Below are 16,896 nucleotides of genomic sequence, written 5' to 3' on the forward strand. Positions count from 1 at the left end.
GGGTGCATCCGACCAGCACAGGGATATTTCCGGCAATGCGTACTAAGTGTGCGCTTACTGGACGGCCCGGGGCGCCGGTGAAATCATGCGGCAGCATCTGCCAGGTATGTCCGGAAGGAGCCCGTTCACCATGTCAGGCGACCCCGAGGTCATCGAGCTGCTCAACGAACAGCTCACCGCCGAGCTGACCGCGATCAACCAGTACTTCCTGCACGCCAAGCTCCAGGACCACAAGGGGTGGACGAAGCTCGCCCGGTACACCAGGGCCGAGTCCTTCGACGAGATGCGGCACGCGGAGTCCCTGACCGACCGCATCCTGATGCTGGACGGTCTGCCCAACTACCAGCGGCTCTTCCATGTCTCGGTCGGCCAGACGGTGACGGAGATGTTCCGGGCGGACCGGCAGATCGAGGTCGAGGCCATCGACCGGCTGCGCCGGGGCGTGGAGATCATGCGCGCCAAGGGCGACATCACCTCGGCCAACGTCTTCGAGGCCATCCTCGCCGACGAGGAACTGCACATCGACTACCTGGAGACCCAGCTCGACCTGATCGAGAAGCTGGGCGAGTCGCTCTACCTGTCCACGGTGATCGAGCAGACCCAGCCCGACACCCCGTAGGCCCTGGTCAGGCCGCGTCACCGAGCCGTCGTACGGGCGCCTCGGCGGCGGTGACGAGCACCGGCGGGCGCTGGGCGATCTGCTCGCGGCGCGGGCAGGCGCCCCGGCCGAGGAGAGCCTGGATGCGCCGGACACAGCCGCCGCAGTCGGTGCCGGCCTTACAGGCGGAGGCGATCTGGCGCGGGGTGCAGGCGCCGTCCTCGGCGTGCTGCTTGACCTGCTGCTCGGTGATGCCGAAGCAACTGCAGACGAACACCAGGTTCACCTCCCGACGCGACCGTCGTATCCATGCCGTCGCCGGATTTCGGTGAGGCAAACCTAACCTAACCCAGTGGCCGGGGGGCGGGAAAGCGGAAGGGCGCGGATCTCATGTGATCCGCGCCCCACTTCACGCCTGACGCCGCTTCGGCCTCACTGGTCCCGGTACATCTCCGCGACCAGGAAGGCGAGGTCGAGCGACTGGCTGCGGTTGAGCCGGGGGTCGCACGCCGTCTCGTAGCGCTGGTGCAGGTCGTCGACGAAGATCTCGTCGCCGCCGCCCACGCACTCGGTGACGTCGTCGCCGGTCAGCTCCACATGGATGCCGCCGGGGTGGGTGCCCAGGCCCTTGTGGACCTCGAAGAAGCCCTTGACCTCGTCCAGCACGTCGTCGAAGCGGCGGGTCTTGTGCCCGGAGGCCGCCTCGAAGGTGTTGCCGTGCATCGGGTCGGTCACCCACGCCACCGTCGCGCCGGACGCCGTGACCTTCTCCACCAGCTCGGGCAGCCGGTCGCGGATCTTGTCGGCGCCCATGCGGACGATGAACGTCAGCCGGCCCGGCTCCCGGTCGGGGTCGAGACGGTCGATGTAGCGCAGGGCGTCCTCGGCCGTGGTGGTCGGGCCGAGCTTGATGCCGATCGGGTTGCGGATCTTGGACGCGAACTCGATGTGCGCACCGTCCATCTGCCGGGTGCGCTCACCGATCCACACCATGTGCCCGGAGACGTCGTACAGCTTGCCGGTGCGGGAGTCGACGCGGGTCAGCGCGGACTCGTAGTCCAGCAGCAGCGCCTCGTGCGAGGAGTAGAACTCGACGGTCTTGAACTCCTCCGGCTCCGCGCCGCAGGCCCGCATGAAGTTCAGCGCCTGGTCGATCTCGCGGGCGAGCTGCTCGTAGCGCTGGCCCGACGGCGAGGACTTCACGAAGTCCTGGTTCCAGGCGTGCACCTGGCGCAGGTCGGCGTAGCCGCCGGTGGTGAAGGCGCGGACCAGGTTCAGCGTGGAGGCGGAGGCGTGGTACATCCGCTTCAGCCGCTCGGGGTCCGGGTAGCGGCTCTTCTCGGTGAAGTCGAAGCCGTTGACGGAGTCGCCCCGGTACACCGGCAGGGTCACGCCGTCACGGGTCTCGGTGGGCTTGGAGCGCGGCTTGGAGTACTGGCCCGCGATCCGGCCGACCTTGACGACGGGCACGGACGCGGCGTACGTCAGCACGGCGCCCATCTGCAGGATCGTCTTGACCTTGGCCCGGATGTGCTCGGCGCCCACCGCGTCGAAGGACTCGGCGCAGTCGCCGCCCTGGAGCAGGAACGCCTCGCCCTTGGCGACGGACGCCAGCCGGGCGCGCAACTGGTCGCACTCGCCCGCGAAGACGAGGGGCGGATAGGTCGACAGCTCCGCGATCACTTCGCGCAGAGCCTCGGTATCCGGGTATTCGGGCTGCTGCGCCGCGGGCAGGTCTCGCCAGGTCGCCTCGGCGGCCACGGCTCGGGAATCAGCGTTCACGGTCACGCTCTAAACATTACGGGGTCGCAGCCCGTGCTCCCGGCCCCGCTCGAAAGGTGAGACGGGGTGACTGCTCCGTGGACGCCTTTCCCCGCGCCGGGCCGGGCCGATGCGGTAGGGTCGGCGCCATGTTCGCGCAGCAGATCCAGAACTGGTGGTGGACCGCTCTTCCGGCGGCCCACTGATTTCGCGCGCACCACCGAGACTTCCGCGAAGGCCGCCCGAGGGGCGGCCTTCGGTGTTTCCGGGGTCCGTCCCACGACCGGCGTCCGTCGTCCCGCTTTCCGGACCGCCCTACGCATGAGGACCCCCATGAACCAGCCCGACCTGGCCCGTCTCGCCGACGGCGACCGCCCCTTCGCCCTGCTGCACCGCCGCACCCCCGGCCGGGACACCTCCTTCGTGGAGGTGCTGCTCGGCCCGGTCACCGCCCACGAGGAGCTGGCCGAGCTGCCCGACGAGGGCCTGGCGCTTATCCCGTTCCGGCAGATCCGCGAGCGCGGCTTCGACGTCCGCGACGACGGCACCCCGCTGCTGGTGCTGCACCCCGAGGAGTCCTACGAGGTCCCGCTCGACCGGGCGCTGGACACCCTGCCCGCGCACCCGGTGCGGGTGGAGGACGGCGGGTTCGACGTGCCCGACGCGGAGTACGGGGAGATCGTCGGCCGGGTGCTGCGCGAGGAGATCGGGCGGGGCGAGGGCGCCAACTTCGTGATCCGGCGGACCTACCGGGGCGAGATCCCCGGCTTCTCGCGGGCCGACGCGCTCGCGCTGTTCCGGCGGCTGCTGGCGGGCGAGCGGGGCGCGTACTGGACGTTCGTGGTGCACACCGGCGCCCGGACGCTGGTGGGGGCGAGTCCCGAGGTCCATGTGCGGATGTCCGGCGGCACGGTGGTGATGAACCCGATCAGCGGGACGTACCGCTATCCGGCCGAGGGTCCGACCCCGGAGCACCTGCTGGACTTCCTCGCCGACGCCAAGGAGACCGAGGAGCTGTCCATGGTGGTCGACGAGGAGCTGAAGATGATGTGCACCGTCGGCGACCGGGGCGGGGTGGTGATCGGCCCCCGGCTGAAGGAGATGGCCCACCTCGCGCACACCGAGTACGAGCTGCGCGGCAGGACCTCGCTGGACGTGCGGGACGTGCTGCGCGAGACCATGTTCGCCGCCACCGTCACCGGGTCCCCGGTGCAGAACGCCTGCCGGGTGATCGAGCGGTACGAGCCCACCGGGCGCGGCTACTACGCGGGCGCGCTCGCCCTGCTCGGCCGGGACGCCGGGGGCGCCCGCACCCTGGACTCCCCCATCCTGATCCGCACCGCCGACATCGCCGCCGACGGCCGGCTGAGCGTGCCGGTCGGCGCGACCCTGGTGCGCGGCTCGGACCCGGCCGGCGAGGTGGCCGAGACCCACGCGAAGGCCGCGGGCGTGCTGGCCGCCCTCGGGGTGCGCCCGGCCCGGCCGCACACCGAGCGGGAGCGGCCCCGGCTGGCGGACGACCCTCGGGTGCGGGCCGCACTGGACGGGCGCCGGGCGGCGCTGGCGCCGTTCTGGCTGCGGATGCGGGAGCCGGCCGCCCCGCTGGGCGCGCACGCGCTGGTGGTCGACGGCGAGGACACCTTCACCGCGATGCTGGCCCACGTCCTGCGCTCGGCCGGCCTGGAGGTGACGGTACGGCGCTTCGACGAGCCGGGGCTCACCGAGGCGGTGCGGGCGCACGAGGGCCCGGTGGTGCTGGGCCCCGGCCCCGGTGACCCCTCGGACGCGGCCGACCCGAAGATGCGGGCGCTGCGGGAGCTGACGGCCACCGTGCTGCGCGGGCACCGGCACGGGGTGCTCGGGGTGTGCCTGGGGCACGAGCTGATCGCGGCGGAACTGGGGCTGGAGATCGTCCGCAAGCGGGTGCCGTACCAGGGGGCGCAGACGGTGATCGACCTGTTCGGGCGCGCGGAGACGGTGGGCTTCTACAACAGCTTCACGGCCCGCTGCGACGACGAGGCGGCGCGGGAACTGGCCGCGCACGGCGTCGAGGTGAGCCGTACCGAGGACGGCGAGGTGCACGCGCTGCGCGCCGGCCGGTTCGCGTCGGTGCAGTTCCACCCGGAGTCGGTGCTGACCGTCAACGGGGCCGGCCTGGTGCGGGAGTTGGTCTCCGGACTGCTGACGGCGCGCACCGGCTCGTAGCGGGGCTCAGCCGAAGAACACCCCGGCCTCCGCGTACAGCTCCGGGTCGACCGTCTTCAGTTCGGCGGTCGCCTCGGAGATCGGGATGCGGACGATGCGGGTGCCCTGGAGGGCGACCATCTTGCCGAAGTCGCCGTCGTGGACGCAGTCGATGGCGTGCAGCCCGAAACGGGTGGCGAGCCAGCGGTCGAAGGCGCTCGGGGTGCCGCCGCGCTGGACGTGCCCGAGCACGGTGGTGCGGGCCTCCTTGCCGGTGCGCTGCTCGATCTGCTTGGCCAGCCACTCCCCCACCCCGGAGAGGCGCACATGCCCGAAGGAGTCGTGCGACTCGTCCTTGAGCACCATGTCGCCCTCGCTCGGCATCGCGCCCTCGGCGACGACCACGATCGGGGCGTACGCCGCCTCGAAGCGGGAGGTGATCCAGCCGCACACCTCGTCGAGGTCGAAGCGGTGCTCGGGGATGAGGATGACGTTGGCGCCGCCGGCGAGCCCGGAGTGCAGCGCGATCCAGCCCGCGTGCCGGCCCATCACCTCGCAGACCAGCACCCGCATGTGGGACTCGGCGGTGGTGTGCAGCCGGTCGATGGCCTCGGTGGCGATGTTGACGGCGGTGTCGAAGCCGAAGGTCCAGTCGGTGCCGGAGAGGTCGTTGTCGATGGTCTTGGGCACGCCCACGCAGGGCACGCCGTGCTCCTCGTACAGCGTGGCGGCGACGCCGAGGGTGTCCTCGCCGCCGATGGCGATCAGCGCGTCGACGCCCTGCTCGGCGAGGTTCGCCCGGACCCGGCGCACCCCGTCCTCGGCCTTGAGGGGGTTGGTGCGCGAGGAGCCGAGGATGGTGCCGCCACGCGGGAGGATGCCGCGCACGGCGGGGATGTCGAGGGGGACGGTCCGGCCTTCGAGGGGGCCGCGCCAGCCGTCCCGGAAGCCGGTGAAGTCGTAGCCGTACTCCTGGACACCCTTGCGGACTATGGCCCGGATGACGGCGTTCAGGCCCGGACAGTCGCCGCCCCCGGTCAGCACTCCGACGCGCATGGTCCGTCCCTTCGCCGCGGTAACCGACTCAGCCACGGTAATGGTGATACAGGTCACACAACGAGGTGGGAAGGGCGAAACCGGTGAATCAGTCGTCGTCCAGGCCCCGCTCGATCGCGTACCGCACCAGTTCCACCCGGTTGTGGAGCTGGAGCTTGCCCAGGGTGTTCTGGACGTGGTTCTGGACCGTGCGGTGCGAGATGACCAGGCGTTCCGCGATCTGCTTGTAGCTCAGCCCCTTGGCGACCAGGCGCAGCACCTCGGTCTCCCGGTCGGTGAGCCGGGGCGCGCCCGGTGTCCCGGCCTCGGGGGCGGGCGCGGGCTCGGCGGCCAGCCGCCGGTACTCGCCGAGGACCAGTCCGGCGAGGCCGGGGGTGAACACCGGGTCGCCGACGGCGGTACGGCGGACCGCGTCCAGCAGTTCGCCGGTGGAGGCGGACTTCAGCAGATAGCCGGTGGCCCCCGACTTCACCGCCTCCAGCACGTCGGCGTGCTCGCCGCTGGCGGAGAGCACCAGGACGCGCAGGCCCGGGTCGTGGGCGATGAGTTCCTTGCAGACCTGCACACCGGGCTTGGCGGGCAGGTTGAGGTCGAGCACGAGTACGTCGGGGGCGGCGGCCTTGGCCCGGCGCACCGCCTGCTCGCCGTCGCCCGCGGTGGCGACGACGTTCAGCCCGGACTCCGCCAGGTCGCGGGCGACCGCGTCGCGCCACATGGGATGGTCGTCGACCACCATCACCTTGATCGGGTCCTGCTCGGTCATCGCCGTTCCGCCTTCCCCCGCGCCGCCTCGGCGCTCTTCGGTACCTTCAACTCGACCTCGGTGCCCTGGCCGGGCACGGAGATCACCTCGGCGCTGCCGCCGAGGTCGCGCAGCCGTCCCCGGATCGACTGGGCCACCCCGAGCCTGCCCTCGCCCTCGGCCAGCGCGAGCCGGCCCTCGGGTATGCCGGGGCCGTCGTCGCGGACGGTGACGACGATCCCGTCGGGCTCGTCCTCGACCAGAATCCAGGCGCGGGCCTCCTCGCCCGCGTGCCGGCGCACATTGTCCAGCGCGGCCCCGACGGCGGCCGCCAGCTCCCGCGCCGCCGTCGCCTCCAGCGTGACCGGCGCTCCGGGTTCGGCGAGGCTCACGCGCGACCCGGCGTACGGGGCGAGCAGGGAGCGCAGGTCGAGCGGGCCGGTGTCAGCGGGGGGCGGGTCGGCGGGGGTGCGGCCGGCGGGGAGCAGGCCGCCGGAGACCAGGGTGCGCAGGGCGATCTCCTGTTCCCCCGCGAGCCGGCCCAGCTCGGCCGCCTCGCCGCCGATGACCGCGCCGCGCCGCTGGACCATGGCCAGCACCTGGAGCACGCTGTCGTGGATGTCGCGGGCGAGGCGCTCGCGTTCGCGGGTGGCGGCCTCGATCTCCAAGGCACGGGCCAGGGTGCGCTCGGAGGCGCGGGCCACCTCGACCACGTAGCCGATGGCGATGGCGGCGACCCAGACCAGGATCACGTTGTGCACGGTGTCCCGCGCCGGGGCGCCCCGCTCGACCAGGTTGGCCACGGCGACCGCCGTGGAGGCACCGGCCGCCCAGCGCCAGCCGCCCTTGAGGGCGAAGGCCAGCACCGCGCCTGCCGTCCATATCGACGGCAGGGTGGGGCCGCCGTCCGCGATCCGGTGCGGGTCGTCGGCGAGCGGGGTGAGCAGGATGCCGAGCACCGCCACGGCCAGGTCGGCCGCGAGGAACCGCCGGGTGCAGCGGGCGGCACTGGTCACCCGGGTCACGGTGGCGAGCGTCCAGAGCACCAGCAGGGCGTAGTAGGCGAGGGCCACCCAGGGGCGGACGAAGTGGGTGTAGGCGGTGGCGCCCAGACCGAGCGCGTACAGCATGGTCAGGACGCGGTAGCCGGTGAGCGCGCGCCACAGCGGCAGCTCGACCGACATCCGCATGACCCGTTCGCCCCTGGCCATGGCGCCCCCGCCTCCCCCGAGCCGGGTCGCTAGGCCCCGGTCTTCTCCGCCTTCCCGGCCTTGCCGGCTTCCTTCGCCGCCTTCGCCGCCTCCGCGAGCTGCCGCTTGGCGGCGGTCGCGTAGATGTCGACGTACTCCTGGCCGGAGAGCTTCATGATCTCGTACATGACCTCGTCCGTCACCGCCCGCAGCACGAACCGGTCGTGGTCCATGCCGTGGTAGCGGCTGAAGTCCAGCGGCTTGCCGATCCGGATGCCGGGACGCATCAGCTTCGGCATCACCTTGCCGGGCGGCTGGATCTTCTCGGTGTCGATCATCGCCACCGGGATCACCGGCGCCCCGGTGGCCAGCGCCACGCGGGCCAGACCGCCGGGCTTGCCCCGGTAGAGGCGGCCGTCGGGAGAGCGGGTGCCCTCGGGATAGATGCCGAACAGCTCACCGCGCTCCAGCACCTCTATGCCGCTCTTGATCGCGGCCTCGCCCGCACCCCGCGCGCCGGACCGGTCGACGGGGAGCTGCCCGACGCCCTTGAAGAAGGCGGCCGTCAGCCGTCCCTTGAGTCCGGGGGTGGTGAAGTACTCGGCCTTGGCGATGAAGGTGACCTTGCGGTCCAGCATCGTGGGCAGGAAGAACGAGTCCGAGAACGAGAGGTGATTGCTCGCCAGAATGGCGGGCCCCTCGGCCGGGATGTTCTCCAGCCCCTCGACCCAGGGTCTGAAGGCGACCTTCAGCGGCCCTCCGATGGCAACCTTCATCGTGCCGTACAACACCCACGTGCCTCCCGATTCCGTCGCACAGACCTTATCCCGGACCGCCGCCAATGGCGCCGACGACCCTGGTCGGTGGCGATGCGGTCGCGTACGGTGAACCCACATCCGCCAGTACCGCACTCCCCATAGATCCACATACCGGAACAGGAGCCCCAAAGGTGCCGGTCCTTCCCGGAGCCGAGCCGTACCGCCACGACGGCGGGGAGGTGGGGGTTCTCCTCTGCCACGGTTTCACCGGCTCGCCCCAGTCGCTGCGCCCCTGGGCGGAGCACCTCGCCGCGCACGATCTGTCGGTGTCGCTGCCCCTGCTGCCCGGACACGGCACCCGCTGGGAGGACCTGCGGGCCACCGGCTGGGAGGACTGGTACGCGCACGTCGACCGCGAGCTGTGGCAGCTCTCCGAACGCTGCGAACAGGTGTTCGTGGCCGGTCTGTCCATGGGCGGGGCGCTGGCGCTCCGGCTGGCGGCCAGGCACGGCGAGCGCGTCGCCGGAGTGGTCGTCGTCAACCCGGCGAACCGGGTGCACGGACTCGCCGCGCACGCCCTGCCCGTCGTCCGGCACCTGGTGCCCTCCACCAAGGGCATCGCCAGCGACATCGCCAAGGGCGCCACCACCGAGCTGGGCTACGACCGGGTCCCGCTGCACGCCGCCCACTCCCTGCGCCGCTTCCTGCGCGTGCTGGACGGTGAGCTGCCGCAGGTCACGCAGCCGTTGCTGCTGCTGCGCAGCGCGGTGGACCACGTGGTCCCGGCGGCCGACTCGGCGCGGGTGCTGAGCCGGGTGTCCTCCACGGACGTAACGGAGAGCGTGCTGGAACAGAGCTACCACGTGGCGACGTTGGACCATGACGCGGACCGGATCGTCGAGGAGAGCCTCGCCTTCATCGACCGGATCGCTCCCCGTGTCGGCAAGGAAGGGACGGCCCCCGTTGGCTGAGCACGACTCCGACCGCGAGGGCCGCGAGCCGGACGAGCACGGTACGCCCTTCGACGAGGACGCCGCCTGGCGGGCCATCGTCGCGGGGTACGGCGACGAGCCGCCGGACCCGCCCGGCTCCAGGCCCTTCCGCTCCATCGAGGACCTCGCGCTGCTGGAGAAGGACCCGGAGCCGGACGAGGACGAGGACGAGGAAGGCACCGAGCGGAAGCCCGCGCCGGTACGGCCGCTGGGCAGTTCGGTCACCTTCGCGCCCGGCGTCGGCCCCCGCGACCACACCCCGGCCGAGCCCACCGACGAGGGCGGCGGCGGCGCCGACAACGATGACGATGACGATGACGAGGGTCACTTCGTCCCGCCCGAGCCGCCCCCGCTGCCCGTCGCCGACACCACCGCCAAGTTCGCCTGGCTCGGAGTGGTCGGCGGGCCGGTCCTCCTGCTGCTCGCCGTGCTGCTGGGCTGGGAGATGACCTGGTGGCTGACGACGCTCGCCATCGGCGGGTTCCTCGGCGGCTTCGTCACCCTGGTGACCCGGATGCGCACGGACGACGACGATGACGACGACCCCGGCCGGGGGGCCGTCGTCTGAGACACCCCGCTCAGGCGCTCGCCGGGATTCTGAGGGCGGCCAGGACCGGAAGGTGGTCCGTGGCCGCCCTCAGGTCGCTCCCGGTGACGCCGGGCAGGTCGGTGGGTACTCCGCAGGCCAGTACCTCGACGCCCTTGGTGGCGAGGACGGCGTCGATACGGCGGGCGGGTGCCTCGGCGGGGAAGGTGTCCGTGCCGCCCTGGGGCGCGACGGTCGCGGCGTCCTGGAGGGCATCGGCGAGGAGGGTGAAGGCGGGGCCGGTCGGGCCCTCGTTCAGGTCGCCGCCGATCACGGCGTGCTCCACGCCCAGGGTGCCCAGGCGGTCCAGGAGCAGGCCGCTCTGCGTCTGGCGCTCGGCCTTCTGGAGGCCGAGGTGGCAGCAGACGAGCCCGGTGCGGGCCTTGCCGAAGCGGACGATCGCGGTGGCGAGGCCCCTTCGGTGCTGGCCCGGCGTGAGGGGCAGCAGGACGTCCTCGGTGTGCTCGACCGTGGCCCGCAGGGAGCAGAGGATCGCCGGGCCGGCGGCGGGGGCTCCGCCGGTGAGGTAGACGAGGCGGGTGGCCTTGGCCAGGCGGGCCAGCTTCTTGCGCCAGCGGAAGAAGCGGGGGGCCTCCTGGAGGAGGAGTACGTCCGGGGCGCAGGCGTTGATCACTCGCGCCAGGGCGTCGGTGTCGTCCCTCAGGGAGCGGACGTTGTAGCTGAGGACCCTGATGATCGCGGAACCGTCTGACTCCGTACGGGAGTTGGGGAACGGGGTTGGCATGTGATCAACCTACTCGGGGCGCGAGGATCGTTCCCCGCGCCCCTGAAGTCGGTACCTCGTCCGGTCTACATCACCGGGTCCGGCTCCCTCGCCAGGTCCGCCGCGCCCACCAGGCCGGCCTTGTTGCCGAGCTGGGCGGCGATGACGTCGGCCACCGGGCGCCAGTTGCCGCCGACCAGCCAGCGCTTGTAGGACTTGCGGATCGGGTCGAGGACCAGCTCGCCCTCGTCCGAGAGGCCGCCGCCCACGATGAAGGCGGAGGGGTCGAACAGCGAGGCCAGGTCCGCGAGGCCGGCGCCCGCCCAGCGGGCCAGCTCGCGGTAGGAGTCCACGGCCACCGGGTCGCCCTGACGGGCGGCCACCGAGATGTGCTTGCCCTCGATGCCGTTCGGGGTGCCGTCGCCGAGGCCCAGGAGGATCTCGGCGTTCTCCGGGGTGGCGTTGGCGCGCTGCTTGGCGTAGCGGACCAGGGCGCGGCCGGAGGCGTACTGCTCCCAGCAGCCCTGCGAGCCGCAGCCGCACAGCAGGCCGTCCGGGACCATCCGGATGTGGCCGAACTCGGCGGCCACGCCGAAGTGCCCCCGGCGCAGCTTGTTGCCGATGATGATGCCGCCGCCCAGGCCGGTGCCGAGCGTGATGCAGATGACGTTGCGGTGGCCCTTGCCCGCGCCGAACTTGTACTCGCCCCAGGCGGCCGCGTTGGCGTCGTTCTCCACGACGACCGGGAGACCCACGCGGGCCTCGACCTTCTCCTTGAGCGGCTCCTGGCGCCAGTCGATGTTGGGCGCGAAGTACACGGTCGAGCGCTGCCGGTTCACGTAGCCGGCCGCACCGATGCCCACGCCGACGATGTCGTGTCCGGCACGCGCGCCCTCCACGGCCGAGGCGATGGCGTCCACGATGGCCTCGGGCGTGCTGGGGGTCGGCACCTTGAAGGTCGAGAGGATGTTGCCTTCCTCGTCGACCACGCCGGCCGCGATCTTGGTGCCGCCGATGTCGACGCCGATGGTGAGTCCCATGAATCCCTCAGTTCCGGTCGAGCCCCGCTAGGGCCAACGGTACCCGAGGCCCCACCGGGACAGACCGTCAGTCCAGGTCGATGCGCTCGCCCGGCCCGGTGCCCTCACCTGGGCCGCGGCGCCCGCCGGGCGGGGGGTCGGCCGGGGGCGGGGTGGGGCCGGTGGTCCAGCGCCGCTCCTGGGCCTGGACGGCCGAGCGGTAGGCGGCGAGCAGCTCGCTCCCGGCGGCGGCGAGGTGGTCGAAGACCTGCGGATTGCGCTCGACGACCGGTTCGACGGCGGCCTTGGCCTGCTGGACCATCTGGCGCACCGCCTGCTGGGCGGCGGGCCCGGCGACCGCGCCGAGCAGCGGGGACTGGAGGCCGGAGAGCTTGTCGGCCACGGAGTCCATCAGCCGGCGCAGCTCCTCGGCGGCCGTGCCGGGCGGCGGCGGGCTGGTGCCGCGGCGGCGGGCCTTCTCGGCGGCCAGGTCCTCGGCGGTGGCGGTGGCCCAGGCGTCGGCGTCGCCCGTGCGCGGCGCTTCGGGAGCTTCGGGCTCCTCGGGGGGCTGGGGTGCGGGGCGCTCTTCGCTCATGGCGGGCTCCTGACTACGGTTCGCGTCTTCGACGTTACCCGAACGGCGCAGCCCGTTCACCGTTCCGTGCCGGGCCACAGGGCGGGGTCGGGCGCGAACCGGACACACAGCTCGCCGTCGGTCAGGGCGGCCCCGGCGACCGTGCAGCGGCGCAGCGCGGAGGGCAGGGCGACGATCCGGTGGAAGGGTCCGGCGGTGACCACGAGTTCGTCGCCGCGCCGGATCAGGTCGAGGTCGTCGCGTACGGCGCCGGGCAGCGGGAGGCGCCAGACCAGGGTGCCGTCCTCGGCGAGGCGGTCGGTGACCGGCCACTCGACGGGGTCGGGCGCGGGGTTGACGCCGGGCGGGGCGAGCGCGGTGAGGTCGTCGGTGCCACGCGGGTCGTGGCCGAGGTGCGGGACGGTGTGCACGTCGTACTCCTCCGCCCAGTCGGCCAGGGTCTTGCGCTGCTGGGCGACGGGACCGGCCAGCCAGGTGCCGTCGGCGGACTCGGGGAGCACGCGGTTGGCGATCAGGGTCTCGGCGCGCAGTCCGGCGAGGGCGAGGCCGAGGGTCGCGGTGCGTACGGCGTCCTCCCCGGCCGGGCCGGGTTCGGCGACCAGGCGGACGGTGGTGCCCCGGTCGGCGACGACGGCTTCGACGGCGGCGAGTTCCAGGTCCCAGCGGGCGGCCGTCTCGTACAGCCAGTCGGCGGGCATCGGGACCCCGGCGAGGCGGCCGAGGACGGGGCGCAGGGCGCGGGCGGCCTGGCGCTCGGGGGGCAGGAGGCGGCGCAGGTAGCGGCGGAGTTCCCCGGGCAGCGCGAGCAGGGCGAGGGCCTGGGGCAGCGGGGGGAGGTCCACCACGAGCAGGTCGTAGCGCTCGGAGAGGGCCGCGTCGCGCAGGGCGCGCAGCACGGAGAGTTCCTCGGCGCCGGGCAGCGGGGTGACCTCCTCGGCGTCCAGCCGGGAGGCGCCGAGCAGGTCGAGGACGGTTCCGGCGCGGTGCTGGAAGGCGGTGAGGTCCTCGCGGAAGCGGGCACCGGCGTCGGGGCGACAGAGGGTGAGGTTCTCGGCGGCCTCGGTGGGCGTGGGTCCCGTCACCGTGCCCAGGGCCGCGCCGAGCGTGTCGGCCCGGTCGGCGCCGAGCACGAGCACTCGGGCGCCGGTGCGGGCCGCGGCGAGCCCGGTGGCGGCGGCGACGCTGGTGCGGCCGCTGCCGCCGGGCCCGGTGATCAGGAGGGTGCGCATGAGGCTGAACGGTAACGGAGCCGCACGGCGGCCGGAGCGGTCGCGGGGGTCAGGAACCCGTCTCGACGCGCTTCTTCAGGCCGGCCAGCGCGCGGTCGATGATGACCTTCTCGGCCTTGCGCTTGATCATGCCGAGCATGGGGATCTTGACGTCGACCGTGAGGCGGTAGGTGACCTCGGTGGACCCGGCGCCCGCGGGCTTGAGCAGGTAGCTGCCGTCCAGGGAGCGCAGCATCTGGGACTTGACCAGGGTCCAGGAGACCTCGTGCTCGCCGGTCCAGGTGTAGGCGAGGGTCTGGTCGTCCTTGATGGCGCCCGCGTCCATGACGAGGCGGACCTCCTCGGCGCGCCCCCGGCCGTCGGTCTCCAGGACCTCGGCCTCCTTCACCTCGCCGGTCCAGTCCGGGTAGCGGGAGAAGTCGGCGATCACCGCCATGACATCGGCCGGGGCCGCCTCGATCGTGATGCTCGAACTGGTGTGTTCCGCCATCGCCGTGGCTCCTCCAGATGCGGCCGGACGTTCTCTCACGCGCGGGGTGCGCACGTGTGTGCAGCGTGAAGGCTACCGCGCCGGCCCCGGGCCGCCGTCACCACTCCAGCGCCCACGGCTTGCCGGTCCCCGCGAAGTGCCCCACGTTCACGCACTCGGTCGCGCCGATCCGCATCCGGCGGGCGAGCGGCTGGTGGACGTGGCCGAAGAGGGAGTAGCGCGGCCTGGTGCGCCGGATGGCGGCCAGCAGGGCGCGGCTGCCGCGCTCGAAGCGGCGGGCGACGGTGTCGTAGACGAGTTCGGGCACCTCGGGCGGGATGTGGGTGCAGAGCACGTCGACCTCGCCGACGGCCTCGATCTTCGCCGCGTACTCCTCGTCGTCGATCTCGTACGGCGTTCTCATCGGGGTGCGCAGGCCGCCGCCGACGAAGCCGAAGACGCGGCCGCCGATCTCCACCCGCTCGCCGTCCAGCACGGTGGTGCCCGGTCCGGCGTACTCGCGCCAGAGGGGCGGCATGTCGACGTTGCCGTAGGTGGCGTAGGTCGGGGTGGGGAAGGCGGCGAACATCTCGGCGTACTGGCGGCGTACCGCCTGCTCGATGGCGGCGTCCCGGTCGGCGCCGATCCCGGACCACAGCTTCCGTCCGAAGGCGCGCGCCTCCTCGAAGCGGCGGGCGGTGCGCAGCTCCACGATCCGGTCGGCGTTCTCCGCGCCGAACAGGTCGGGGAAGATGCCGCGCGAGTGGTCGGCGTAGTCGAGGAAGAGGACGAGGTCGCCGAGGCAGATCAGCGCGTCGGCGCCCTCCCCGGCCCGCGCGAGATCACGGGCGTTCCCGTGCACGTCGCTGATCACGTGTACGCGGGTGCGGGGGCCGCGGGCGGGTGTGGAAGCCATGGCGATCAAGGGTAGAGGTGTGCGGTCTACGTGAACAGTGGCCCGTCTGGCCTGCGGTTACTCGCCCGTTGGTCAAGAGGTGGACTACTGTGCGCCCAAGCGGGTTATCCCGTGTGACGCAGCGAACATCTGGCACGGACCCCCTGTCCCAGAGGTCATACCGGCGGGTAACGTCCGGGCAGTCCGGTCGTGCTCCGGAGAACACCCCGGCAGGCGGTACCCCCCGAGCACCCGCCCCGAGGAGCAGCAGTTTTGCGCGAGTTCAGCCTTCCGGCCTTGTACGAGGTCCCCGCCGACGGCAACCTGACGGACATCGTCCGCAGAAACGCCGCTCAGCATCCGGACGTCGCCGTCATCGCCCGCAAGGTGGGCGGTGCCTGGCAGGACGTGACGGCCCGGCAGTTCCTCACCGAGGTGCACGCCGCCGCCAAGGGCCTGATCGCCGCCGGTGTGCAGCCGGGCGACCGGGTCGGCCTGATGTCCCGCACCCGCTACGAGTGGACCCTGCTGGACTTCGCCATCTGGAGCGCGGGCGCGGTCACCGTGCCGGTGTACGAGACGAGTTCACCGGAGCAGGTCCGCTGGATTCTCTCCGACTCGGGCGCGACCGCCGCCTTCGTCGAGCTGGACGGCCACGCCGCCGCCGTGGACTCGGTGCGCGAGTCGCTGCCGGCGCTGAAGCACGTGTGGCAGATCGAGGCCGGTGACCTGGAGGAGCTGACGCGGCTCGGGCAGGACGTCTCGGACGCGACGGTCGCCGAGCGCGGCTCGCTGGCCAAGGCGGACGACCCGGCGACCATCGTCTACACCAGCGGCACCACCGGCCGCCCCAAGGGCTGTGTGCTGACCCACCGCAGCTTCTTCGCGGAGTGCGGCAACATCGTGGAACGGCTGCGCCCGCTGTTCCGCACCGGTGAGTGCTCGGTGCTGCTGTTCCTGCCGCTGGCGCACGTCTTCGGGCGGCTGGTGCAGGTGGCGCCGATGATGGCGCCGATCAAGCTGGGCTGCGTCCCGGACATCAAGAACCTCACCGACGAACTGTCCGCGTTCCGGCCGACCCTGATCCTGGGCGTCCCGCGCGTCTTCGAGAAGGTCTACAACACCGCCCGCGCCAAGGCGCAGGCCGACGGCAAGGGCGCGATCTTCGACAAGGCCGCGGACGTGGCCATCGCCTACAGCCGCGCGCTGGACGCCCCGGCGGGCCCGTCGCTGAAGCTCAAGCTCAAGCACAAGGTCTTCGACAAGCTGGTCTACGGCAAGCTGCGCGCGGTGCTCGGCGGCCGGGGTGAGTACGCGATCTCCGGCGGCGCCCCGCTGGGCGAGCGGCTCGGCCACTTCTTCCGGGGCATCGGCTTCTCGGTGCTGGAGGGCTACGGCCTGACCGAGTCCTGCGCGGCCACGGCGTTCAACCCGTGGGACCGGCAGAAGATCGGCACGGTCGGCCAGCCGCTGCCCGGCTCGGTCGTGCGGATAGCGGACGACGGCGAGGTGCTGCTGCACGGCGAGCACCTGTTCAAGGAGTACTGGAACAACCCGGACGCGACCGCCGAGGCGCTGGCCGACGGCTGGTTCCACACCGGGGACATCGGCACCCTGGACGAGGACGGCTACCTCCGGATCACCGGCCGCAAGAAGGAGATCATCGTCACGGCGGGCGGCAAGAACGTCGCCCCGGCCGTGATCGAGGACCGCATCCGGGCGCACGCGCTGGTCGCGGAGTGCATGGTGGTGGGCGACGGGCGGCCGTTCGTGGGCGCGCTGGTCACCGTCGACGAGGAGTTCCTGGGCCGCTGGGCCGCCGAGCACGGCAAGCCGGCCGGTTCCACGGCGGACTCGCTGCGCGACGACCCGGAGCTGAACGCGGCGATCCAGGCGGCCGTGGACGACGGCAACGCGGCGGTCTCCAAGGCGGAGTCGGTGCGCAAGTTCCGTATCCTGCCGATCCAGTTCACCGAGGAGTCAGGGCACCTGACCCCCTCGCTGAAGCTGAAGCGGAACGTGGTGGCCAAGGACTACGCGGCTGACATCGAGGCCATCTACGCCAAGCAGACCGTCTCCTGACGCACCGTCACAGAGC

At 72.4% G+C, this 16,896-nt stretch carries 18 protein-coding genes; 6 read left to right on the plus strand and 12 right to left on the minus strand.

Features of this window, described 5'->3' with window-relative positions; genetic code table 11:
- Window positions 1-130 precede the first annotated feature (130 nt).
- Complete coding sequence (gene bfr / locus ACZ3HQ_RS23670) at window positions 131-619, plus strand: bacterioferritin (protein WP_467513833.1); 489 nt, start codon at window positions 131-133, stop codon at window positions 617-619.
- Window positions 620-626: 7 nt separating this feature from the next.
- Here bfr and ACZ3HQ_RS23675 read toward each other — a convergent pair whose 3' ends face one another.
- Window positions 627-875, minus strand: a complete 249-nt coding sequence (locus ACZ3HQ_RS23675) for a (2Fe-2S)-binding protein (RefSeq protein ID WP_467514176.1) — start codon at window positions 873-875, stop codon at window positions 627-629.
- Window positions 876-1,030: 155 nt separating this feature from the next.
- The gene (locus tag ACZ3HQ_RS23680) at window positions 1,031-2,386 is read right to left on the minus strand and encodes a class II 3-deoxy-7-phosphoheptulonate synthase (protein ID WP_031179927.1); all 1,356 of its coding nucleotides are present in this window, start codon (window positions 2,384-2,386) and stop codon (window positions 1,031-1,033) included.
- 122 nt (window positions 2,387-2,508) lie between these two features.
- Here ACZ3HQ_RS23680 and ACZ3HQ_RS23685 point away from each other — a divergent pair, with 122 nt between their 5' ends.
- A complete protein-coding gene (locus ACZ3HQ_RS23685; RefSeq protein WP_350749699.1) occupies window positions 2,509-2,565 on the plus strand; it encodes a trp operon leader peptide in 57 nt (18 codons plus the stop codon).
- 127 nt (window positions 2,566-2,692) lie between these two features.
- Window positions 2,693-4,564 carry an anthranilate synthase family protein gene (locus ACZ3HQ_RS23690; RefSeq protein ID WP_467513835.1) on the plus strand — a complete coding sequence of 624 codons (1,872 nt, stop codon included), beginning with the start codon at window positions 2,693-2,695 and terminating at the stop codon, window positions 4,562-4,564.
- Window positions 4,565-4,570: 6 nt separating this feature from the next.
- Here the strand turns inward: ACZ3HQ_RS23690 and ACZ3HQ_RS23695 are convergent, their stop codons facing one another.
- From ACZ3HQ_RS23695 to ACZ3HQ_RS23710, 4 genes are all read right to left on the minus strand, one after another.
- Window positions 4,571-5,599, minus strand: coding sequence for a 6-phosphofructokinase (locus tag ACZ3HQ_RS23695; protein WP_467513837.1), 1,029 nt, complete (start codon window positions 5,597-5,599; stop codon window positions 4,571-4,573).
- Window positions 5,600-5,687: 88 nt separating this feature from the next.
- Complete coding sequence (locus ACZ3HQ_RS23700) at window positions 5,688-6,362, minus strand: response regulator (protein WP_467513838.1); 675 nt, start codon at window positions 6,360-6,362, stop codon at window positions 5,688-5,690.
- Window positions 6,359-7,552: a MacS family sensor histidine kinase gene (gene macS, locus ACZ3HQ_RS23705; RefSeq protein ID WP_467513840.1), complete on the minus strand. Its 1,194-nt coding sequence runs from the start codon at window positions 7,550-7,552 to the stop codon at window positions 6,359-6,361. The genes ACZ3HQ_RS23700 and macS overlap by 4 nt, the downstream gene beginning before the upstream one ends.
- Window positions 7,553-7,581: 29 nt before the next feature.
- On the minus strand, window positions 7,582-8,319 hold the full coding sequence (locus tag ACZ3HQ_RS23710; protein WP_467514178.1) for a lysophospholipid acyltransferase family protein: 738 nt from the start codon (window positions 8,317-8,319) through the stop codon (window positions 7,582-7,584).
- A gap of 161 nt (window positions 8,320-8,480) precedes the next feature.
- On the opposite strand from ACZ3HQ_RS23710, the gene ACZ3HQ_RS23715 reads away from it, so the two are divergent.
- A complete protein-coding gene (locus ACZ3HQ_RS23715) occupies window positions 8,481-9,260 on the plus strand; it encodes an alpha/beta hydrolase (RefSeq protein ID WP_467513842.1) in 780 nt (259 codons plus the stop codon).
- Window positions 9,253-9,849, plus strand: a complete 597-nt coding sequence (locus tag ACZ3HQ_RS23720) for a hypothetical protein (RefSeq protein ID WP_467513843.1) — start codon at window positions 9,253-9,255, stop codon at window positions 9,847-9,849. Before ACZ3HQ_RS23715 ends, ACZ3HQ_RS23720 begins: the two co-directional genes overlap by 8 nt.
- Window positions 9,850-9,859: 10 nt before the next feature.
- Here the strand turns inward: ACZ3HQ_RS23720 and ACZ3HQ_RS23725 are convergent, their stop codons facing one another.
- The 6 genes from ACZ3HQ_RS23725 to ACZ3HQ_RS23750 all read right to left on the minus strand — a co-directional run bounded on the left by ACZ3HQ_RS23725 (window position 9,860) and on the right by ACZ3HQ_RS23750 (window position 14,819).
- Entirely contained in the window at window positions 9,860-10,612 is a 753-nt protein-coding gene (locus ACZ3HQ_RS23725; protein WP_467513845.1) for an endonuclease/exonuclease/phosphatase family protein, read from the minus strand.
- Window positions 10,613-10,677: 65 nt separating this feature from the next.
- Complete coding sequence (locus tag ACZ3HQ_RS23730) at window positions 10,678-11,631, minus strand: ROK family glucokinase (RefSeq protein ID WP_467513847.1); 954 nt, start codon at window positions 11,629-11,631, stop codon at window positions 10,678-10,680.
- A gap of 67 nt (window positions 11,632-11,698) precedes the next feature.
- Complete coding sequence (locus ACZ3HQ_RS23735; protein WP_467513849.1) at window positions 11,699-12,205, minus strand: DUF5304 domain-containing protein; 507 nt, start codon at window positions 12,203-12,205, stop codon at window positions 11,699-11,701.
- A gap of 56 nt (window positions 12,206-12,261) precedes the next feature.
- The gene (locus ACZ3HQ_RS23740; RefSeq protein WP_467513851.1) at window positions 12,262-13,434 is read right to left on the minus strand and encodes an ArsA family ATPase; all 1,173 of its coding nucleotides are present in this window, start codon (window positions 13,432-13,434) and stop codon (window positions 12,262-12,264) included.
- 49 nt (window positions 13,435-13,483) lie between these two features.
- Entirely contained in the window at window positions 13,484-13,924 is a 441-nt protein-coding gene (locus ACZ3HQ_RS23745; RefSeq protein WP_030810292.1) for an SRPBCC family protein, read from the minus strand.
- Window positions 13,925-14,021: 97 nt separating this feature from the next.
- Window positions 14,022-14,819: a metallophosphoesterase family protein gene (locus ACZ3HQ_RS23750; protein ID WP_467513852.1), complete on the minus strand. Its 798-nt coding sequence runs from the start codon at window positions 14,817-14,819 to the stop codon at window positions 14,022-14,024.
- A gap of 252 nt (window positions 14,820-15,071) precedes the next feature.
- Between ACZ3HQ_RS23750 and ACZ3HQ_RS23755 the strand changes: the two genes are divergently transcribed.
- Window positions 15,072-16,880, plus strand: a complete 1,809-nt coding sequence (locus tag ACZ3HQ_RS23755; protein ID WP_467513854.1) for an AMP-dependent synthetase/ligase — start codon at window positions 15,072-15,074, stop codon at window positions 16,878-16,880.
- Window positions 16,881-16,896: the final 16 nt, after the last annotated feature.

This window comes from Streptomyces sp. NPDC018263 (assembly GCF_055562575.1).

Bases quoted from the DNA above. Each gene is read 5' to 3' on its own strand.
- ACZ3HQ_RS23750 (WP_467513852.1), bottom strand. From the start codon at position 14,819: ATGGCTTCCACACCCGCCCGCGGCCCCCGCACCCGCGTACACGTGATC.
- ACZ3HQ_RS23690 (WP_467513835.1), top strand. From the start codon at position 2,693: ATGAACCAGCCCGACCTGGCCCGTCTCGCCGACGGCGACCGCCCCTTC.
- ACZ3HQ_RS23745 (WP_030810292.1), bottom strand. From the start codon at position 13,924: ATGGCGGAACACACCAGTTCGAGCATCACGATCGAGGCGGCCCCGGCC.
- ACZ3HQ_RS23735 (WP_467513849.1), bottom strand. From the start codon at position 12,205: ATGAGCGAAGAGCGCCCCGCACCCCAGCCCCCCGAGGAGCCCGAAGCT.
- ACZ3HQ_RS23730 (WP_467513847.1), bottom strand. From the start codon at position 11,631: ATGGGACTCACCATCGGCGTCGACATCGGCGGCACCAAGATCGCGGCC.
- ACZ3HQ_RS23740 (WP_467513851.1), bottom strand. From the start codon at position 13,434: ATGCGCACCCTCCTGATCACCGGGCCCGGCGGCAGCGGCCGCACCAGC.
- ACZ3HQ_RS23695 (WP_467513837.1), bottom strand. From the start codon at position 5,599: ATGCGCGTCGGAGTGCTGACCGGGGGCGGCGACTGTCCGGGCCTGAAC.
- bfr (WP_467513833.1), top strand. From the start codon at position 131: ATGTCAGGCGACCCCGAGGTCATCGAGCTGCTCAACGAACAGCTCACC.
- ACZ3HQ_RS23700 (WP_467513838.1), bottom strand. From the start codon at position 6,362: ATGACCGAGCAGGACCCGATCAAGGTGATGGTGGTCGACGACCATCCC.
- ACZ3HQ_RS23725 (WP_467513845.1), bottom strand. From the start codon at position 10,612: ATGCCAACCCCGTTCCCCAACTCCCGTACGGAGTCAGACGGTTCCGCG.
- macS (WP_467513840.1), bottom strand. From the start codon at position 7,552: ATGGCCAGGGGCGAACGGGTCATGCGGATGTCGGTCGAGCTGCCGCTG.